Consider the following 18,585-nt stretch of genomic DNA (forward strand, 5'->3'; position numbering starts at 1 on the left):
CGCCCGACGAGTGTCGGGCGGGGCCGTGTGACGTTCCGGACCTGAGGTCGTCAGGCCGCCGTGTCGCCGTGCTCGGCGGGCTTACGGTGCCGGCCGCGAGGGGTCGCCTCGCCCTCCTGCGCGGAGACGGGCCCCCGGTGCCGGCCGTGGCCACCGTCGTCTGCTGCCTGGGCCACCGTCGCCCGCGGGTCGGTGGCCGTCGTCTCCATGGTGTTCGTGTCGCTCATGTGGAAATTCACCCCGTGTCAACAAGATCCTTCGGTACAGCGCGGGCGAGTCTAACGGGCGGGTGTGACAGTGCCGAGGGGTGGTTGGGGCTACTCGGTGGTCACTTTGAGGGGGGCGGAAGGGGGCTTCGTATCGGCGCTCACCCGAAGAGCGCGGAGGGCCGGCGGGCACTCGGTACTCACCTGCTCGATGTGCAGTGGGTTCACCACCTGAACCGGCGCCTGGGCCGTCGTCCGGACCGACGGTTGGACCGACGGCTGGACCGCCTCATGGACCGCCGCCCGGACTGCTGGGCGAATGCTTTCAGCGGGAGCTCCGCCGGTCCCGTCGGCGGCCACGGGGCTGGGGCTCTCCGGGTCGATCGGAGCCAGGAGAAGGGTGCTCTCCGGGTCCGCCGGGACCATGCCGAGGGGACTTCCGGCAGCCGCGTCACTGCCGCCTTCGACGGGTGCACGGCTCTCATGCTCGGCCACCGAGTGGCCGGCGCTCTGCGCAGCCACCTGCCCTGTGCTCTCGACGGCAGTCCATCCGGCACCTGCCTGCCCTGTGCTCTCGACGGCAGTCCAGCCCGTGCCCTCCCTGCGGACCGGCTCCGGGGCCCGGGCGGCGACCCAGTCCGTGCCGCCCGCCGTGCCCGTGCCAACCGGCCCCGCGCCCGGACCGGTTGGCCGACCCGCTCCCGGTCCCGCCCCCTGGGCCAACCGGCGGCCGGCGAACGCGTTCGCCATCAGGCGTCCCGTCAGCGGTGCCTGTTGGAGGGGTACGGGACGGGCCGCCGCGGGCTCCGGGGGACCCGCGACCGACGGCCCCCGTGACGCGTCCCCCCGCGCCTCAGCCGTACGGTTCGGATCCCCCGGGCCCCCGTCCCCCGCCCCCGTGGGCGCTCCCACCCGTGACACGCCGCACGGCACCGCCCCCGTCGCGTACGGCAGATGGAGCACCCCGTCCCTGGTCCATTGGCCCGAGCCCGCCAACCAGCCGTCGGGCGCGGCCAGTTGGTGGACGTGCCGCTCGGCGGGACGCCACACGCCGAGCCAGCTGCCCGAGGGGCCCCCGATCCGCAGGGCCACCGCGCAGCTCTCCGGGGTGAGCACCTGACCCGGCTGGATCGCGAACGGGGCGACCGCCCGGCCGGGCAGTCGCAGGTATTCAGGGAAGCGCACCGGAAGCGTGCTCCCCAACACGCCCCAGCCGAGCCGCTCCTGGCCGGGGGACGGCGCGTCCGACCGGATCAGGAGCAGCCCGCTGTCGGCGTCCGCGAGCAGCAGCCGGTCGTTGCTCCGCTCGGAGATCTGCAGCAGCGGCGACACCTCGCCCCCGCGCTCCAGATCGACCACGACCGTCTTGGTCCGGCCGTCCAACTCCCGGTCCAGCGCGAGCAGTCGGTCCCCGCCGCCCAGCCACACCCCGCCCGAGCAGCGGCCCGGTACCTCCGCCAGATGCTCGGGCCCGAAGGCGCCGCCCGCGACCAGCCACACGGCCGTCGAACTCCGGCCCACGGCAAGGGCGTACGCACGGGTGCCGGCCGGAGCGGGAGGCAGCAGCCGCAACTCCGTGCCCACGTCCGGGCATTCGACCGCGCCGAGCAGTACCTCACCCGTCCCCGGGCCCGTCGGATACAGCAGCGAGAAGGTGTGCCGTCCGTCGACGAGACGGTGGATGAGCACCCGCCCGTCCGCCATCGGCAGCACCTCCGTGCCGGGCTCCTCCGGCTGGTTGCCGGGCAGTGGCACGGCGTACGGCTCGGGGCCGTCCAGTGTCCAGCGCTCCGGGAACCAGGAGTCGCCGCTTCGGGCCAGGCGGGCCGCGTACGACCCGTCGACGGTGATCACGCACCCTGTTCGCGCGGCCCACTCGTTCTCGTTCACCGCCGCGGACGATGGGGTTCCCCCCTGCTCGAGCGAAGTCGAGACCTCGGGGGAGGCACAGGCCGTCATCGTTCGGTCACCTCCGGCCACGAAACCTAGTTTTCGCACGCACAGGCGTGGGACCGGCAGGTGACCGCTTCACACATAAGAGTGGCCCGTTTCTGATTCGCCTGAGGGAACGGGGGCGGGTGTGCTGAGCGGGGGTGGGGCGGTTTATGGTTAGGGCTGCCTAAGTGGCGCTTGAGCGTTGCCTGTGGGGTTCCTGAGGTCCTCGCCGTGCCCCTCGCGCGCCACCGGGGTCCGGGTCCGTCCCGGCCCCGATCCTGAACCTGCACCTGATCATGAACCACCGGAGTGTGTGCCTGATGTCCCTACGACGCCGCGGTTCCGCCGCCGTCGCCCTCGCCGTGGCGGCCGCTCTCTCGCTCGCCGCCTGCGGGTCGGGCGACTCGGACTCGGGTTCCGGCTCCGGAAAGTCCGACAACGGCGCCGGCAGCAAGTCCGTCGCCACCGGCGGCGAGGACTTCGCGAAGGCAGCCGAGGAGACGGCCAAGATGGGGACGACCGCCAAGGCCGGCGAGTTCCCGCGCACGATCGAGCACGCGATGGGCGAGACCGAGCTGAAGGCCAGGCCCGAGCGTGTGGTCGTCCTCGACGTCGGCGAGCTCGACAACGTCGTCTCCCTCGGTGTGAAGCCCGTCGGCTGGGCGCCCACCGAGGGCTCGGCCGGGATCCCCTCGTACCTGAAGAAGGACGCGGGCAGCCCCAAGGACGTCGGCACGATCAACGCCCTCAACCTGGAGGCGATCGCGGGCCTGAAGCCCGACCTGATCCTCGGCAGCGAGCTGCGCGCCGCCAAGCTCTACCCGCAGCTCTCCAAGATCGCCCCCACCGTGTTCTCCATCCGTCCGGGCTTCACCTGGAAGGAGAACTACCTCCTCAACGCGGCCGCGCTGGACAGGACGGCCGAGGCGAGGACGCAGCTCGCCGCGTACGAGAAGAAGGCCAAGGCCCTCGGCGACGAGCTCGGCCCCGACAAGCCGACCGTCACCATGCTCCGCTACCTGCCGGGCATGATCCGCCTCTACGCGAAGGCGTCCTTCATCGGCACGATCCTTGAGGACGTCGGCATCCCGCGCCCCAAGAACCAGCAGATCAACGACCTCGCGGCGGAGATCAGCCCGGAGAAGATCGACGACGCCGACGCCGACTGGATCTTCACCGGGGTCTACGGCGACGCGAAGAAGACCGACCGCGCCACCGCCGAGGACAACCCGCTCTGGAAGAAGCTCGGCGCGGTCGAGGACGGCCAGGCCAAGGACGTACCCGACGAGACCTGGTACCTCGGCCTCGGCGTCACCGCGGCCGACGAGGTCCTCGACGACCTCAAGGGCTTCCTCGCCAAGTAGGACGACGACCGCACGGCCACCTCGCCGAGCGCCCGCAGCGGGGTCGCCCGGTCACAGCTGGTCAAGTAGCCCGCGACCGGTGGGGCACGGACACAAGGCAGGTAGCCTTTTGTTCGTGCCCCGTCTGTCTGAAGTCATCGCCGCGCTCGACGCTCTCTGGCCCCCCGCGAGCGCGGAGGACTGGGACGCGGTCGGGACGGTCTGCGGAGACCCCGACCAGGAGGTCTCCCGCGTACTCTTCGCCGTCGACCCGGTCCAGGAGATCGTGGACGAGGCGGTGAAGCTGGACGCCGACCTGCTGGTCACCCACCACCCGCTCTATCTGCGCGGTACGACGACGGTCGCGGCCTCGACCTTCAAGGGCCGCGTCGTGCACACCCTCATCAAGAACGACATCGCGCTGCACGTCGCCCACACGAACGCCGACCGCGCCGACCCGGGCGTCAGCGACGCCCTCGCCGGAGCCCTGGACCTCCGCGTCGTACGCCCCCTCGTGCCGGACCCCGCAGACGCCGACGGCCGCCGGGGCCTCGGCCGGGTCTGCGAGCTGGACCACCCGCTGACCGTCCGCGAGTTCGCCGCCCGCGCCGCCGAGCGGCTGCCCGCCACCGCGCAGGGCATCCGCGTCGCGGGCGACCCCGAGGCGCTGGTGCGGACCGTCGCGGTCAGCGGCGGCTCCGGCGACAGCCTCTTCGCCGACGTACGCGCCGCCGGCGTGGACGCTTTCCTCACCGCGGACCTGCGCCACCACCCGGCGTCGGAAGCCCGCGCCCACAGTCCCCTCGCGCTGCTCGACGCGGCGCACTGGGCCACCGAGTGGCCCTGGTGCGAGCTGGCCGCCGCCCAGCTCGACGAGATTTCCGACCGTCACGGCTGGGACCTGCGGGTCCATGTCTCGAAGACGGTCACCGACCCGTGGAACTCCCACTCCCCTTCACCTGGAGCCCCCAACTGAACGCCGCGCCCGCCGACCAGATCCGACTCCTCGACGTCCAGTCCCTCGACGCCCGCCTGCAGCAGCTCGCGCACAAGCGGAGGTCGCTGCCCGAGCACGCCGAGATCGAGTCGCTGACCAAGGACCTCACGCAGCTGCGGGACCTGCTCGTCGCCTCGCAGACCGAGGAGAGCGACTGCTCCCGCGAGCAGACCAAGGCGGAGCAGGACGTCGACCAGGTGCGCCAGCGCGCCTCGCGCGACCAGCAGCGCCTCGACTCGGGTGCCGTCACGTCCCCCAAGGACCTGGAGAACCTCCAGCGAGAGATCGCCTCCCTCGCCAAGCGCCAGGGCGACCTGGAGGACGTCGTACTGGAGATCATGGAGCGCCGCGAGTCCGCGCAGGAGCGGGTCGCCGAACTGACCGAGCGGGTCTCGTCCGTCCAGTCGAAGATCGACGACGCGACGGCCCGCCGGGACGCCGCGCAGGAGTCCCTCGACGGCGAGGCCGCGTCGGCGACGAAGGAGCGCGAGGTCATCGCGGGCTCCGTCCCCGCCGACCTGCTCAAGCTCTACGAGAAGCTCCGCGAGCAGCAGGGCGGCGTCGGCGCGGCCCGCCTCTACCAGCGCCGCTGCGAGGGCTGCCGCCTGGAGCTCAACATCACCGAGGTGAACGACGTGAAGGCGGCGGCCCCGGACGCGGTCCTGCGCTGCGAGAACTGCCGCCGAATCCTGATCCGCACGTCGGAGTCGGGCCTGTAGGCGTTTGTAGAGGTCTGTAGAGGTCTGTAGAGGTCTGTAGGGGTCTGCGGAGTCCTGTTCGGGTCTGTAAGGAGCTTCTGGCTTGCGCGAGTTGATCGTCGAGGCGGACGGGGGTTCCCGGGGAAACCCGGGGCCCGCGGGCTACGGAGCCGTGGTCATCGACGCGGCGACGGGGGAGACGCTGGCCGAGGCGGCGGAGTACCTCGGCGTCACCACGAACAACGTCGCCGAGTACAGCGGCCTGGTCGCGGGCCTCCGCGCGGCCCGCGACCTCGACCCCACGGCCACCGTGCGCGTCCGCATGGACTCCAAGCTCGTCGTCGAGCAGATGTCGGGCCGCTGGCAGATCAAACACCCCGCGATGCGCCCCCTGGCAGCCGAGGCCCGCTCGATCCTCCCGGCCGACCAGGTCACGTACGAGTGGATCCCCCGAGCGGAGAACAAGCACGCGGACCGCTTGGCGAACGAGGCGATGGACGCGGGGAAGAGGGGCGAGCAGTGGTCGCCGTCGAGGCCGACTGCGGATACGGATGCGGGGGCCGCGAGGTCAGCGCCCCGTAAGGGGCGCGGGGAACTGCGCGATCAGCCCCCACCGGCCCGCAGCGAGACGACTCCCGCGAGCACCACTGACGCACAGGGGTCGCTGGCAGCGCCGGGTTCGGTGGCGCCCCTCAAGGGGCGCGGGGAACTGCGCGACCAGCCACAACGGGCCCGCAGCCAGACAACTCCCGTCAGCACCCCCCACGCCAACGACATCCGAGCCGCACGGAACGTGGCCTCCGACGCACCGGCCGCCGCAGGGGGCGCGCCTCCAGACCTCGGCACCCCCACCACCCTCGTACTGCTCCGACACGGCGAAACCCCCCTGACCCCCCAGAAGCGGTTCTCCGGAAGCGGCGGCAGCAACCCCCCGCTGTCGGACACGGGCCGCCACCAGGCCGACCGCGTCGCAACCGCGCTAGCCGCCCGCGGGACCGTACAGGACGTCATCTCGTCCCCCCTCGCCCGCTGCCGCGAAACCGCGGCGATCGTCGGGGACCGGCTCGGACTGGACGTACGTATCGAGGACGGCCTCCGCGAGACGGACTTCGGGGCCTGGGAGGGACTGACGTTCGCCGAGGTCCGCGAGCGGTACCCGGACGACATGACCGCCTGGCTGAGTTCCCCGGACGCCGAACCCACCGGCGGCGGCGAGAGTTTCGAGGCGGTGGCGCACCGGGTGGGCGCGGCCCGCGACAAGTTGCTCGCGGCGCACACCGGCCGCACGGTACTTGTCGTCTCCCACGTCACGCCCATCAAGACCCTTGTACGGCTGGCCCTGGGTGCCCCGCCGGAGGCGCTGTTCCGGATGGAACTGTCGGCGGCGTCGCTGTCGGTGGTGGCGTATTACGGGGACGGCAATGCGAGCGTGCGTCTCCTCAATGAGACGTCAGCGTTGCGCTAGAGCGGGGGTTGGGCTCGGGTGGTGGGTTGACCGCGGGCCGGTGGGGGCTGGTCGCGCAGTTCCCCGCGCCCCTGAAGGGGCGCGCCTCAGCTGGAGGGGTGCCCCAGGCTCGCGGCCTCCCTTGCCAGAGTCTCCACCCGTCCCCAGTCCCCGCCCGCTATCGCGTCAGCAGGCAGCATCCAACTCCCGCCCACGCAAAGGACGTTGGGCAGCGCCAGATACTCCGGTGCGACGGCCGGCCCGATGCCCCCAGTCGGGCAGAAGCGGGCCTGAGGAAGCGGCCCCGCCAGGGACTTGAGGTACGCCGTACCGCCGGCGGCCTGGGCCGGGAAGAACTTCATGTCACTCACGCCCCGCTCCAGCAGCGCCACGACCTCAGACGTCGTGGAGACCCCCGGCAGGAACGGCACCCCGGACGCCTTCATGGCATTGAGCAGTACGTCCGTCCAGCCCGGGCTCACCAGGAAACGTGCCCCGGCGGCCACCGACTGGGCCACCTGTTCCGGCGAGATGACCGTGCCGGCCCCGACCACCGCCTCCGGAACCCCGTCGGCGATCGCCCGGATCGCGTCGAGCGCCACCGGCGTCCGCAGCGTCACCTCGATCGCGGGCAGCCCGCCCGCGACGAGCGCGCGGGCCAGCGGCACGGCGTCCGCGACGTGGTCGACGACGACCACGGGGACGACGGGCGCCAGTTCGAGCACGGACGAGGACAGCGACGACGAGGGCAGCGGCGAAACCATGCGCTCATCCTGCCCGCGCCCCGCAGCATGCGCAAAGCTCGTTGCGTATGTTGCAACGGTCAGGCTCGCGCCCAGCGAACCCCACGTGCTCAGCGCAGGAGGGCGCCGCGGGTGCCCGGCAAATCGGCCCCCGTGCTCAGCAAGGGGCGTCGCGGGTGCTCAGCAGGGAGCAATGCGGGCGCCCGACAAATCGCCCCGCGTGCTCAGCAAGGGGGGCGTCGCCGGTGCCGAGCAAGCCGTCTGAATTCTGAACGCCGAGCAAGCCGCCCGCCCGCTCAGTGAATCTCGTCCACCAAAACGTCCAGCATCCACGCCCGCCCAGCCCCCGCAGGAGCCGCCGCCTCCACCACGTACCCGAGATCCCGCAGCGCCTCCACCAGCTCGGCGGGCCCCGAAGGCACGGCACCGGACTGCATGAGGCTGCGGACGATCCGCCCCTTGGTCGCCTTGTTGAAGTGGCTGACGACCTTCCGGGTCGGCGCGTGCAGCACCCGTACGCTCGCTGTACGCCCCGCGACCTCGCCCTTCGGCTTCCACGCGGCCGCGTACGCAGAGGACCGCAGGTCGAGCACGAGCCCGTTCCCCGCCGCCTCGGGCAGCACGGAGGCCATCGGCGCCCGCCAGTGCGCACCCAGCGCGCCGAGCCCCGGCAGCTTCACACCCATCGAGCAGCGGTACGAGGGAATCCGGTCCGTCACCCGGACCGCGCCCCACAGCCCGGAGAAGACGAGCAGCGAGCGCGCCGCCCGCCGCTTGGCGGCCGTGTCGAGCGAGGCCAGGTCGAGGGCGTCGTACAACACCCCCGTGTAGATCTCCCCGGCGGGCCGCGCCCCCGCGGTCCGCAGCTCCGTGTTCTTGCCGACCTCGCCGCGCAGGCCCTCGCTCAGCCCGAGCACCTCGCGGGCCTTCTCCTCGTCGCCCGCGCAGAGTTCGACGAGTTCCTCGAACACCGCCTGCCGCGCCTTGGCGAGCCCCGGCAGCGACAGCGACTCCGGCTTCAACGGCGCGCCCCGCCCGGAGGGAGCCTTTCCTTCGGACGGCGGCAGCAGCACAAGCACGGCGGTTCTCCCTGGGGCGTTCGGTACGGCATCGGTACGACGTTCGGTACGGCATTCGGTACGTGAGAGGGGTACGCGCAAGCCTACGGGGTGCCGCTCGCCCCACCCCGCCATACGCTCGCCCTATGCCCCGCCGCCAGATTCGTGTGACCGGCGCAGCCGAGGCGCCCCTGCGGGCCGCGCTGCGCGCACTGCGCACCGAGCTCGACGTGCCCGAGTCCTTCGGGCCGCAGGTGCTCGCCGAGGCGGAACGGGCCGCCCGTGAACCCACGCTTCCGGCGTACGACGCGACGGACATCCCCCTCTTCACCATCGACCCGCCGACGTCCACCGACCTCGACCAGGCGATGCACCTGTCCCGCCGCCCGGACGGCTACCGCGTGCGGTACGCCATCGCGGACGTCGCTGCCTTCGTCGTACCCGGCGGGGCCCTGGACGCGGAGGCCCACCGCCGCGTGACCACCCTCTACTTCCCGGACGGCAAGATCCCCCTCCACCCGCCGGTACTGAGCGAGGGCGCCGCGAGCCTGCTGCCCGGCCAGACCTGCCCGGCCGTCCTCTGGACGATCGACCTGGACGCGGACGGCCGCCCCACGGCCACCGACGTCCGGCGCGCCCTGGTCCGCAGCCGCGCCAAGCTCGACTACGAGTCCGTGCAGAAACAGCTCGACGCGGGCACCGCCGAGGAACCGCTCGCCCTCCTCAAGGACGTCGGACTCCTGCGCGAACAACAGGAGGTGGCCCGCGGCGGCATCTCCCTCAACGTCCCCGAGCAGGAGATCGCCGAGCGCGACGGCACGTACGAACTCGCCTACCGCGCCCCGCTTCCCGCCGACGGCTGGAACGCGCAGATCTCCCTCCTCACGGGCATGGCCGCGGCCGAGCTGATGCTCGCGCACGGCACGGGGGTGCTGCGGACGCTCCCGGCAGCGCCCGACGGCGCGGTCGGCCGGCTGAGGCGTACCGCGCGGGCGCTGCGCATCGACTGGCCGCACCATGTCTCGTACGCCGAGCTGATCCGTACCCTCGACCCGCACCTGCCCCACCACGCGGCCTTCCTCCAGGAGTGCACGACGCTGCTGCGCGGCGCGGGCTACACGGTCTTCCGTGGCGGTGTCACCCCGGACCTCACGACCCACGCCGCCGTGGCCGCGCCCTACACCCACTGCACGGCCCCGCTCCGCCGCCTGGCCGACCGCTACGCCTCGGAACTGTGCCAGGCGGCGGCAGCCGGGGACGAACCGCCGGAGTGGGTGCTCGCCGCCCTCGACGACCTGCCGAAGCGGATGGCCGAGGGCTCGCGCCGCGCGGGCACGGTCGAGCGCGAGTGCGTCGACATCGTCGAGGCGGCGCTGCTCAAGGACCGCGTCGGCGAACTCTTCGACGGCACGGTCGTGGACGTACAGGAACGCGAACCCACCGTGGGAACCGTCCAGTTGGAGTCCCCCGCCGTCGTCGCCCGCATCAAGAGCGAGGAGGGGGCCGGGAGGCTGCCGCTGGGGGAGCGGCTGCGGGTACGGCTCACCCAGGCCGACCCGGGCTCGGCGAAGGTGCTGTTCGCTCCCGCGTGAGCCCTACGTGAGCTGTTGTACGGGGGTCCGGGCCGCGCGTATCTCCCGTACCAGCGCCTCGGGTTCGTCGGCGTGGAAGCGGATCGTGGTTACGTCCTTGGGGCGCCCGAGGAAGGTGAAGTGCCGTACGGGGGAGGAGAGTTCGAGTGTGATCGTGGTCTGCGCGCCGATGGCCAGGTCGAGCCGGCCGTCGCGCTTCTCGTGCGTGGTGACCAACTCGCGGCGTACGGAGGCGATCGAGGCGAGCGGCACGCGCAGGTCGACGTGGACGGCGCGGCGGACGCGCAGGACGGCTTCGTCTCCCGTGTCGTCGAGCACGTGCGGACGGGTCACGGAGGCCGCGTGCATGCCGACGACCAGGAGCAGTGTGTAGACGTCGAGCATGAACACGACCCGGTGGACAGCGGGATGGTTCCGCAGGAGCACCGCCATACAGGCGCTTTCGAGCACGCACACGAAACCGAAGCCGAACATCATCGCGCCCTGGCCACGCCCGTACGAGAAGGCCCGCCCGCCCCCGATGCCGTGCGGCCGCCGGGCCACCCACCGGGCGATGCTCGCCAGCAACCGCACCTCGTGGGTGACGAGCCGCCGCATGGTCCGTACGCTCCGCAAGGTCCGCAAGGCGCCGGTCGCCGGCGTGCGGTCGGCCGGCGCACCGCTCGCCGTCGTCACCGTCACCGTGTCCGCCGCGGTGTCCGCCGCGCTCATCGTGCACGCTCGACGAGCAGCTCGATCGTCCGGCGGACCGCAGCGGCCTGCGCGGGGGCGAAGTCGTCGAGAAAGGCGCGGAAGAAGCTGCCGTTGCCGTTCATGTCGGTTCCCTCCAGGTCGAGTTGACCGAGGCCCATGCCCTCCAGGGCCTCGTCCGGCAGGCAGTCGGCGAGGGTACGGGCGGCCTCCTCGACGCGAGGGTCGGCCGGGTCGACGTCGACGAGAGCGTCGAGCAGGGCGTACGCCTCGTGCGTCCGCTCCAGGACACCGGGCACGTCCGCGGCGGCACGCATCGCGGACAGCAGTCGCTCACGGTCCTCCGGGGCCGCGACCGTTTCCAGGAACGCGATCATTTCGCGGTCCTTGGCGGCCATCGCCGGTTCCGGGTGTCGGGTCAACTCGCCGAAGATCGCGGCCAGTTCGGGAGACACGGGTCCCTCGGCGGGCAGTCCGCCCCCGTCCAGCAGGGCGCGCAGCCGCAGCCGCCGCTCCCGGATCGCCGCCTCCTGGCGGGCCAGATCGTCGTCCAGCTCGGCGAGCACCTCGGCGAGATCGCGCCCCGCGTCGTCCGCGAGGGCGTCCCGCACCTCGGCGAGACCGAGCCCCAGCTCGGTCAGCCGTTTGATCCGGGCGAGCACGACCGCGTGACGCAGGCCGTAGTCGCGGTAGCCGTTGGAGCGCCGCTCGGGTTCGGGCAGCAGCCCGAGGTGGTGGTAGTGCCGGACGGTCCGCGTCGTGACGCCGACGGTCGCGGCGAGTTCTCCGATCCGCATGCCCTCAGTAGAAACGTTGACGTTGCGGCAAGGTCAAGCGACGGCCTTCCTGGCGGGTCGGGGTCGGGGATCACAGGTCACCCCTTGACGGCTAACGGTGTTAGCCGTACGGTCGAGGCTAACGCCGTTAGCCTCGACCGTACGAGGACACCACGACGGTCAGCCCGACTGAACGACCGCCCAGCCGCAGGAGGCAGCAATGAGCACGAGGAGCACCACCGCCGCGCCCGGCATTGCCGACACCGCGGAGGCAGCGGAGGCCGCCGGCATGGCCACCGCCCCCCGAGGCCGTCGCGTTCTCCCGGTCGTCCGCCGCACGACATGGCTGCTGAACGCCCTCTTCTGGTCGGCCTTCGCCGTACTCGAAGCCGTGAACCACGGCTGGCTCGCGGGACTCCTGGCAGTCGTGTTCTTCATGGCGCCCGACCTGACGTTCCTGGTCGGCATCGGCGACGCGCGCGGAATGGCGAAGGGCCGGCTCCAGCCCCGCGCGGTCCCGTACTACAACGCCGCCCACCGCGCGCTCGTCCCGCTCGCCCTCATGACGCTCTACGCCTTCGGCCCGGTCACCTGGGCCCCGGCCTTCGCGGCCCTGTGCGGCTGGCTGGCCCACATCTCGTACGATCGCGCCTTCGGCTACGGCCTGCGGACGAAGGAGGGCTTCCAGCGTGACTGACCGGCAAGGCACCCAAGTCGCTGACCGGGAGGGCGCTCAAGGCGCCCAGGGCGGTGGGCTCGGGCGCGGTGGGCTGTCGCCACGGGCCCGTTCGATCGTCGCGGCGGCCCGGGCGCTGCTTGAGGAGGCGGGCCCTGCCGCGCTGACGATGCGGGCCCTCGCCGACCACTTGGGGATCAAGGCCCCGTCCCTCTACAAGCACTTCCCCGACAAGTCGGCCGTAGAGGTCGAGCTGATCGCGCAGATGCTCGCCGAGTCCGCGGCGGCGCTGGAGGAGGCCGAGGCACACGCACCGGGCTCGATCCCGGCCCTGGCCGAGGCGTATCGCGCGTACGCCCTCGAACACCCCCACCTCTACTGCCTGGCCACCGAGCGCCCGCTGCCCCGCGCCTTCCTCCCTCCCGGCCTGGAGGACCGCGCCGCCGCGCCCCTCGTCCGGGCCTGCGGCGGCGACATGGACCTGGCCCGGGCGACCTGGGCGTTCGCCCACGGGATGGTGATCCTGGAGATCCACGGCCGCTTTCCGGACGGCGCCGACCTGGCCGGGGCATGGAAGAAGGGCACGCGGGCGTTGCACCCCTGAGGAGGTACGACGCCATGGGGGCACGGGGTGATGGTGAGCGGGCGGCTGGGCTTCACGGGCCGGACGGGCACGGGCAGACGTCTGGGCACGGGCAGACGTCCGGGCCGGGACGGACAGGTGTGCCAGGGCGGGCGGGACGGTCCGAGCAGACGGATGCGCCTGGACTGCCAGGCGGACCCGGCCGGACGTCTGGCCCGACCGGACGGCCAAGCGCGAACCGACGGGTGGCCGTGAGCCGGTGGCTGGGCGCGAATCGCGCGCCGGGCGCGAGCCGGTGAGTGGGCGTGAGTCCGTGGCCGGGAGTGAGCCGATGAGTGGGCGTGAGCCCGTGGCCGGCCGCGAGCAGGCCGTCTGGACCCGGGCGACGCTAGGCCGAGGCGGCCGCCCCCTCGACCTCCTCACCGCCCGCTTCGACCGTCACCGCTACGCGCCGCACGCCCACGAGGAGTTCACCATCGGCGTCTGCGTCGGCGGCTCCGAGATCATCGACTACCGAGGCGGCCGGATCGAGCCGAGCCCCGGCTCGATAGTCGTTCTCGCGCCCGGCGAGATGCACACCGGCGGCCCGGCGACATCCGACGGCTACGCCTACCGCGCCCTGTACGCCGAGGTCCCGCTGCTCACCGAAGGCACGTACGGCATCCCGCACTTCCGCGACCCCCTCCTCGACGACCCCGAACTGGCCGCCGCCCTGCGCCTCGCACACACCGAACTGAGCGTCTGCCCGGACCCGTTGGAGGCGGAATCCCGCATCCCGTGGCTGCTCACGGCCCTGGCTCGCCGCCACTCCACGGCCCGCCCGGTGTCCGACACGCTGCCGGGCGCGAACCGCATAGCCGAGACGGTCCGGACCCGCCTGGCAGACGAACTCCTCTCCCCACCCTCCCTCTCCGCCCTGGCCGCGGACCTGGACCTGTCCCGCTACCAACTGCTCCGAGCCTTCCGTACGAGCACGGGGATGCCGCCGTACGCCTGGCTGGCACAGCACCGCGTGAACCGGGCCCGCTGCCTGCTGGAGAAGGGCCACCGTCCGGCCGAGACGGCGGCCCTGGTCGGCTTCGCGGACCAGGCGCACCTGACGCGCTGGTTCCGCCGGGTACTGGGCGTGACCCCGGCGGCGTACCGCAACAGCGTTCAAGACACCCGCCGCTGACCAGGCCGAGACTGCGCGCATGACTGCACGCGGCTGGTTTCTCTTCTCCCTGATGGGAGTGCTCTGGGGCATCCCCTACCTGATGATCAAAGTGGCGGTGGACGGTGGCATGTCCGCGTCCATGGTGGTGTTCACACGATGTGCGCTGGGCGCGGCACTGCTCCTCCCCTTCGCGATCCGCCAGGGAAACCTGGTGGGAGTCGTACGAGCGCACTGGCGCCCCATGCTGGCGTTCGCGTGCATAGAGATCATCGGCCCCTGGTGGACCCTGACCGACGCGGAACGCCACCTTTCCAGCTCGACGGCGGGCCTGCTGATCGCGGGCGTACCCATCGTCGGCATCCTCTTGGCCCGCTACTTCGGAGACACGGAACGCCTGGGCATCCGCCGCATGGTCGGCCTGGGGCTGGGCCTGGCCGGCGTGACGGTCCTGACGGCCCCACACCTGACGGGCGGAAACGCCCGGGCCCTGACGGAGATGCTGGTGACGGTGGTGGGCTACGCGACGGCCCCGCTGATCATGGCCCGCTACTTGAAGCCGGTCCCGACCCTGCAACTGATAGCCCCGTGCCTGCTCCTGGCGGCGCTGGTGTACGCCCCGGCGGCGGCGCTGACACGACCGTCGTCGCTCCCGTCCCCCTCGGTCCTGGCGTCCCTCTCGGGCCTGGGAGTGATCTGCACGGCACTGGCCTTCGTGGTCTTCCTGGAACTGATCAGGGAGGCGGGGCCGACGAGGGCGGTGGTCTTTACGTACGTCAACCCGGCGGTGGCGGTGACGGCGGGTGTGCTGTTCCTGGACGAGGAGCTGACGGCGGGGGTGGTGGCGGCGTTCACACTGATCCTGCTGGGCTCGTTCCTGGCGACGGCGGGGCAGAGGAAGCCGGACGAGCCGCCCGCTGGAGCGGAGCCGGCCGCGGGCCCGGTACCATGGTCGACACGGCAGACGAGCCGGGCGGACGGCCGCGTGGAGTCCCCTTCGGGGGCGCTTCCCGAGGAACGTCCGGGCTCCACAGGGCAGGGTGGTGGCTAACGGCCACCCGGGGTGACCCGCGGGACAGTGCCACAGAAAGCAAACCGCCCAGCGCTTCGGCGCTGGGTAAGGGTGAAACGGTGGTGTAAGAGACCACCAGCGCCTGAGGCGACTCAGGCGGCTAGGTAAACCCCACCCGGAGCAAGGTCAAGAGGAGCGCGGTAACACGCGCTCTGCGCGGACGTTCGAGGGCGGCCCGCCCGAGTCCGCGGGTAGACCGCACGAGGCCGGCGGCAACGCCGGCCCTAGATGGATGGCCGTCTCCCCGGCCGCCGCGAGGCGACCGGGAGACAGAACCCGGCGTACAGCCCGACTCGTCTGCCACCAAGGCCTCTGACCAGCGAAAGTAATGGTCAGAGGCCCTTTCTCGTAGATCCGGGGGTTTGGGCGGACCCCGCTCCGTACCGTTTCAAACAGGACCGCGCGGCTACGTACGTAGCCACCAAGGTAGCCACGCTTCGCAGGGTCGAAGGTGGGCGTGGACGGAGCTGGGGGAGGCACTCCCCGGTCAAGATGCGCCCTGTTCCGAGGATCTTTGCTAGCCGGAGTGACGGGCGTCAGTTCTTGGTGACCAGCTCGTCGAGTAGCTGTTCCAACAGATTGTTGTCACCGAGGAAGCTCTTCACCGAGGCGTCCTCGTTGCGTTGAGGGTCTATGCCCGACCAGTTGAGGGCGTATCCCGCGTCGGCGCTGAGTTGGGCAAGGAACGCCCGCTGGGCACGGCCGTTGCCCTCGCGGAACGGGTGGAGGACGTTCAGGTCGCCGTACAACGTAGCCAGTTGGATGACGAATTCCTGGCGGGGGAGATTCTGAAGCTGGCCGGAGGAGGCGAGACGGCCGAAGACCTCTCCGGCGTAGGGCACCAGGTTTCTCGCCGGGCAGAATGGTGTGCGCTTGGCGATGTTCACCTTGCGTAACTCGCCTGCCCACGGATAGATGTCACCGAAGACCGCGGCATGGAATGCTTGGAGATGGCCGAGGTCGTACGCGCCGGGTAGCGGGCGTTCGGCGAGCATGACGAGGCGCGCCCGGGTGATGTCCGCCTCCGCTGCCGCGAGCAGGTGATGGTCGGTGATGCCGAGGTTGTTGCGCAGCACGCCGTTGGGCATGGCGTACGGATCGTTCACCCTGCCCGCCGCTTCGAAGTCTGTCGGTGGCGGGCGATCGCGCGCGCGACAAGGGTGTCCGCGTCGAGGTCGCCCTTCACGTACGCCTCGGTGTCGTGGTCTGAGACATTGGAGGCCTGGAGTCCCTCGGCCTCGATGGAGCCGGTGGCCGAGGCGACGGCCGCACGTCGTGCCGCTCGGCCGCTCAGGGCTTCGAATGCCTCGACGGACAGGAGGACGCCCTGGGGCTTGCGGTGGGCGCCGATCAGGACCGGGTCGGCATCCGCGCCGGACTCCGACAGGTCGGTCAGGATCCGCGAAAGTCTCGCGCGCGCGTCGCTTACGGTCACGACCTCAGGGATCTCCACGCTGTCTCCGTACCCGTATAGAGGCTTGATTCTGTACAGATTCTAGTACGGATTCCGGCAAGTGTCCCGCCTTGGGCGAGCCGTGGAGGTATCCCCACCATCCCGTCCCGGCGGCTGTCCCCATGGGCGGGGCGCCTCCTCGCATAGCCACCAAGGTAGCCACGGAAACGCCCTCCCCGCACGTTCACGCAGGTCATAGCGCTGCGATGACTCTCCCCGGCGTACAGCTTGGCTCGTCTGTTTTTACGGCCCTGGCCTGGGGTTTTCCCCGGAGCAGGGCCGTCTTTCGCTTTCGTGGTCTGCCCGCTGTGACCTGTGGTTTCCCGGAAGCTCCCGCAGGGTTGTGCAATGATCTTGAAATTTTCGGCGTATCCCGGGGATCGTCTCTGGCCTGGTCCAGGACGCGGAGTTCTGTGTTTCAAAGCGCGCCACGGGCCGCTGGACTCGCCGTGAAGGAGTTGCTACCGGCATGGCCCCGGGAGCTATGCGAGTTCGGTGACCGATCTGGGCATTCGGGGGTGGCGGTCCTCGTCCTGCATCTTCTGCATGAGGTCGAAGCCGTCCTGTGCAGTGATCAAGCCTGCCTTGACGGCCTGCTGCATCATGTCGAGTGTCTCCGCTGTACGCAGACCCTGCTCGCGCGCGTAGTTCAGCGACTCTCGGTCGTCCGATATCCAGCAGGCGTCTTCGAACTCGGCCCAGTGCGTGATGACGTAGCAGGTCTCGGCCTCGCCGAGGTGCTGCAGGGGGCGGTTGTCGGAGCCGCCGAACACGGCGGTGCGGATGCGGCGGATGCGGGCCGCGTCCGTCGCATCCGTGACTCTGAGTGCTTCGCCGAGCCAGCCCTGCAGCGGGATGTTCTGCAGGGCCGGGAGCCAACGTGCCGACCTTCGGGCTTCTTGCGCGACGCTCTGGGTCCATCTGCCGCGCCCGCCGAGTACTTCGCGGAGGATTTCAAGGCGCTCGATGGCGGCGAAGTTGCACAGGACGGTGTTGTCGGGGAACAGGAACTCACTCATGCGGCACCGCCGTTGCCCTGCTCCGTCTCGATCCTGTTCCTGAGCTCATCCACATCGACGCCGAGCAATGTGGCGTAGGGGCGCAGGGTGGACTTGCCGGCCTTGTAGGCAGCGAGTGTGTCGCGTGCGAGCGGCCCGGGTAGCCGGGACTGCTGCGAGAGCCTTGCGCGCCTGTCGAACTCCTCGCCGCGACCGGCGAGTTCCGCGGCCTCGACGGCCGTCATCCGCTTGAAGCCATCGCACATGCCGGAGTCGATCATTCGCAAGTGGAGCATCCGGTACGCCAGGCTGCTGGGGCTGACCATCAGTTCGCAGGCCAGGGAGGCGAAGCCTTCGGGGGTCAGGCCAGTGGCCTTGATGCCTCTTCGAAGGGTGTCCTCGGGCATGAGGAAGGCGGATGCGAAGGCGTTCGCGCACTGCTCGCTCGGATCCCGCCGCTGAGCGGGCGCGAAGATGTCCCGGTCGAGGTGGACATCCTGGTTGTCGCCGGCGAGGAGGTGGCCGAGCTCATGGGCGAGGGTGAAGCGCTGACGTGCGGGGTTGGACGTAGCGGCCAGGAGGATGAGCTTGGCGTCGTCGGTGGTTGCCGTGAGGCCGTCGAAGCCGTCGCCGAGCTGGACGACGGCTACATCGACACCGAAGACGTCCTCGATCAGTTCCGCCAGATCGCCCTCGGAGATCGAGCGGCTGTGGCGCGCGGTCTCCCCAAGGGCTGCTTGCGCCAGGCTCTCTGCCCTTGCCGTGTAGCTGCCGACTGCGGGAGCTGTTTCGGCGACGGGCCGCCAGGGCTGTGGGTAGCCGAGCGTGCCCAGATCGGTGCGCCGGGACGTGTACTCCCGTGCTGCCTCCAGGGCCTGTGCGGCCTCGCCCGTGGTGGTCCTCGCCGCGACAGAGAGCGGGGATTCGGCCCCGGTGAGCAGGAAGTCCATCGAGACGTCGAATGCCTCGGCGATGCATGCGAGGTCGACTACGGAGAAGGGGCTCGCGCCACTGAGTGACTCGGCGAGTTGCGGGGCCTCCAGGTCTGCTCGCTCGGCGAAGGCGTCGAGGTTCAGACCTGATTGCTCCATCAGGTTTCGAACACGGTCGGAAGTGCTGGGCATCAGCGGACAGTAGCCCGTCGATTGCACAGCCGACAAGGCAAAGG

Annotated in this window: 17 protein-coding genes, 1 other RNA gene and 2 pseudogenes; 10 read left to right on the forward strand and 10 right to left on the reverse strand. The window is 71.1% G+C overall.

The genetic code is table 11. The features are described from left to right. Window positions 1-50 precede the first annotated feature (50 nt). Together JEQ17_RS32545 and JEQ17_RS32550 are read right to left on the reverse strand one after the other, a co-directional pair. Window positions 51-227: a hypothetical protein gene (locus JEQ17_RS32545; protein WP_200398572.1), complete on the reverse strand. Its 177-nt coding sequence runs from the start codon at window positions 225-227 to the stop codon at window positions 51-53. A 726-nt stretch (window positions 228-953) separates the two neighbouring features. After that, a pseudogene (locus JEQ17_RS32550) lies at window positions 954-2,165 on the reverse strand (hypothetical protein); the annotation flags it as partial. A gap of 296 nt (window positions 2,166-2,461) precedes the next feature. On the opposite strand from JEQ17_RS32550, the gene JEQ17_RS32555 reads away from it, so the two are divergent. The 4 genes from JEQ17_RS32555 to JEQ17_RS32570 all read left to right on the forward strand — a co-directional run bounded on the left by JEQ17_RS32555 (window position 2,462) and on the right by JEQ17_RS32570 (window position 6,644). Beyond that, complete coding sequence (locus tag JEQ17_RS32555; protein ID WP_200398573.1) at window positions 2,462-3,505, forward strand: ABC transporter substrate-binding protein; 1,044 nt, start codon at window positions 2,462-2,464, stop codon at window positions 3,503-3,505. A 115-nt stretch (window positions 3,506-3,620) separates the two neighbouring features. After that, window positions 3,621-4,460, forward strand: a complete 840-nt coding sequence (locus JEQ17_RS32560) for a Nif3-like dinuclear metal center hexameric protein (protein WP_200398576.1) — start codon at window positions 3,621-3,623, stop codon at window positions 4,458-4,460. Continuing rightward, a complete protein-coding gene (locus JEQ17_RS32565; protein WP_200401843.1) occupies window positions 4,457-5,200 on the forward strand; it encodes a zinc ribbon domain-containing protein in 744 nt (247 codons plus the stop codon). Before JEQ17_RS32560 ends, JEQ17_RS32565 begins: the two co-directional genes overlap by 4 nt. A gap of 82 nt (window positions 5,201-5,282) precedes the next feature. Next, the gene (locus JEQ17_RS32570) at window positions 5,283-6,644 is read left to right on the forward strand and encodes a bifunctional RNase H/acid phosphatase (RefSeq protein WP_200398577.1); all 1,362 of its coding nucleotides are present in this window, start codon (window positions 5,283-5,285) and stop codon (window positions 6,642-6,644) included. A gap of 86 nt (window positions 6,645-6,730) precedes the next feature. Here JEQ17_RS32570 and eda read toward each other — a convergent pair whose 3' ends face one another. Next, window positions 6,731-7,387 (reverse strand): bifunctional 4-hydroxy-2-oxoglutarate aldolase/2-dehydro-3-deoxy-phosphogluconate aldolase, encoded by a 657-nt coding sequence (gene eda, locus JEQ17_RS32575; protein WP_200398578.1) that lies wholly within the window; start codon window positions 7,385-7,387, stop codon window positions 6,731-6,733. Window positions 7,388-7,662: 275 nt separating this feature from the next. Next, window positions 7,663-8,445 carry a peroxide stress protein YaaA gene (yaaA, locus tag JEQ17_RS32580; protein ID WP_200398579.1) on the reverse strand — a complete coding sequence of 261 codons (783 nt, stop codon included), beginning with the start codon at window positions 8,443-8,445 and terminating at the stop codon, window positions 7,663-7,665. A gap of 125 nt (window positions 8,446-8,570) precedes the next feature. Between yaaA and JEQ17_RS32585 the strand changes: the two genes are divergently transcribed. Then, window positions 8,571-10,016 carry an RNB domain-containing ribonuclease gene (locus JEQ17_RS32585; protein ID WP_200398580.1) on the forward strand — a complete coding sequence of 482 codons (1,446 nt, stop codon included), beginning with the start codon at window positions 8,571-8,573 and terminating at the stop codon, window positions 10,014-10,016. A 3-nt stretch (window positions 10,017-10,019) separates the two neighbouring features. Here the strand turns inward: JEQ17_RS32585 and JEQ17_RS32590 are convergent, their stop codons facing one another. Together JEQ17_RS32590 and JEQ17_RS32595 are read right to left on the reverse strand one after the other, a co-directional pair. Then, on the reverse strand, window positions 10,020-10,727 hold the full coding sequence (locus tag JEQ17_RS32590) for a hypothetical protein (RefSeq protein ID WP_407700106.1): 708 nt from the start codon (window positions 10,725-10,727) through the stop codon (window positions 10,020-10,022). Next, a complete protein-coding gene (locus tag JEQ17_RS32595; protein ID WP_200398581.1) occupies window positions 10,724-11,503 on the reverse strand; it encodes a MerR family transcriptional regulator in 780 nt (259 codons plus the stop codon). The genes JEQ17_RS32590 and JEQ17_RS32595 overlap by 4 nt, the downstream gene beginning before the upstream one ends. Before the next feature lie 199 nt (window positions 11,504-11,702). On the opposite strand from JEQ17_RS32595, the gene JEQ17_RS32600 reads away from it, so the two are divergent. The 5 genes and pseudogenes from JEQ17_RS32600 (at window position 11,703) to rnpB (ending at window position 15,266) form a co-directional block, all read left to right on the forward strand. Then, window positions 11,703-12,179, forward strand: a complete 477-nt coding sequence (locus JEQ17_RS32600; protein ID WP_234048463.1) for a DUF4260 family protein — start codon at window positions 11,703-11,705, stop codon at window positions 12,177-12,179. Window positions 12,180-12,252: 73 nt separating this feature from the next. Then, entirely contained in the window at window positions 12,253-12,762 is a 510-nt protein-coding gene (locus tag JEQ17_RS32605) for a TetR/AcrR family transcriptional regulator (protein WP_200401846.1), read from the forward strand. 310 nt (window positions 12,763-13,072) lie between these two features. Beyond that, window positions 13,073-13,915 carry an AraC family transcriptional regulator gene (locus JEQ17_RS32610; RefSeq protein ID WP_200398583.1) on the forward strand — a complete coding sequence of 281 codons (843 nt, stop codon included), beginning with the start codon at window positions 13,073-13,075 and terminating at the stop codon, window positions 13,913-13,915. Between the two features lie 19 nt (window positions 13,916-13,934). After that, a pseudogene (locus tag JEQ17_RS50910) lies at window positions 13,935-14,717 on the forward strand (DMT family transporter); the annotation flags it as partial. Window positions 14,718-14,859: 142 nt separating this feature from the next. Continuing rightward, window positions 14,860-15,266, forward strand: an RNA gene (rnpB, locus tag JEQ17_RS32625) — RNase P RNA component class A. A gap of 236 nt (window positions 15,267-15,502) precedes the next feature. On the opposite strand, the gene JEQ17_RS32630 is transcribed toward rnpB, so the two are convergent. The 4 genes from JEQ17_RS32630 to JEQ17_RS32645 form a co-directional block, all read right to left on the reverse strand. After that, the gene (locus JEQ17_RS32630; RefSeq protein WP_200398590.1) at window positions 15,503-16,072 is read right to left on the reverse strand and encodes a Fic/DOC family protein; all 570 of its coding nucleotides are present in this window, start codon (window positions 16,070-16,072) and stop codon (window positions 15,503-15,505) included. Continuing rightward, on the reverse strand, window positions 16,069-16,419 hold the full coding sequence (locus JEQ17_RS32635; RefSeq protein ID WP_200398591.1) for an antitoxin VbhA family protein: 351 nt from the start codon (window positions 16,417-16,419) through the stop codon (window positions 16,069-16,071). The genes JEQ17_RS32630 and JEQ17_RS32635 overlap by 4 nt, the downstream gene beginning before the upstream one ends. A 482-nt stretch (window positions 16,420-16,901) precedes the next feature. Next, window positions 16,902-17,438, reverse strand: a complete 537-nt coding sequence (locus tag JEQ17_RS32640) for a hypothetical protein (protein ID WP_200398592.1) — start codon at window positions 17,436-17,438, stop codon at window positions 16,902-16,904. Beyond that, window positions 17,435-18,541: an ImmA/IrrE family metallo-endopeptidase gene (locus JEQ17_RS32645; RefSeq protein ID WP_200398593.1), complete on the reverse strand. Its 1,107-nt coding sequence runs from the start codon at window positions 18,539-18,541 to the stop codon at window positions 17,435-17,437. Before JEQ17_RS32645 ends, JEQ17_RS32640 begins: the two co-directional genes overlap by 4 nt. Window positions 18,542-18,585: the final 44 nt, after the last annotated feature.

The organism is Streptomyces liliifuscus (assembly GCF_016598615.1).
In the GTDB taxonomy this organism is placed as follows: Bacteria; Actinomycetota; Actinomycetes; order Streptomycetales; family Streptomycetaceae; genus Streptomyces; species Streptomyces liliifuscus.

Coding starts and splice junctions, on each gene's coding strand:
- JEQ17_RS32545 (WP_200398572.1), bottom strand. CDS start 227: ATGAGCGACACGAACACCATGGAGACGACGGCCACCGACCCGCGGGCG.
- JEQ17_RS32555 (WP_200398573.1), top strand. CDS start 2,462: ATGTCCCTACGACGCCGCGGTTCCGCCGCCGTCGCCCTCGCCGTGGCG.
- eda (WP_200398578.1), bottom strand. CDS start 7,387: ATGGTTTCGCCGCTGCCCTCGTCGTCGCTGTCCTCGTCCGTGCTCGAA.
- JEQ17_RS32585 (WP_200398580.1), top strand. CDS start 8,571: ATGCCCCGCCGCCAGATTCGTGTGACCGGCGCAGCCGAGGCGCCCCTG.
- JEQ17_RS32590 (WP_407700106.1), bottom strand. CDS start 10,727: ATGAGCGCGGCGGACACCGCGGCGGACACGGTGACGGTGACGACGGCG.
- JEQ17_RS32595 (WP_200398581.1), bottom strand. CDS start 11,503: ATGCGGATCGGAGAACTCGCCGCGACCGTCGGCGTCACGACGCGGACC.
- JEQ17_RS32600 (WP_234048463.1), top strand. CDS start 11,703: ATGAGCACGAGGAGCACCACCGCCGCGCCCGGCATTGCCGACACCGCG.
- JEQ17_RS32610 (WP_200398583.1), top strand. CDS start 13,073: ATGAGTGGGCGTGAGCCCGTGGCCGGCCGCGAGCAGGCCGTCTGGACC.
- JEQ17_RS32640 (WP_200398592.1), bottom strand. CDS start 17,438: ATGAGTGAGTTCCTGTTCCCCGACAACACCGTCCTGTGCAACTTCGCC.
- JEQ17_RS32645 (WP_200398593.1), bottom strand. CDS start 18,541: ATGCCCAGCACTTCCGACCGTGTTCGAAACCTGATGGAGCAATCAGGT.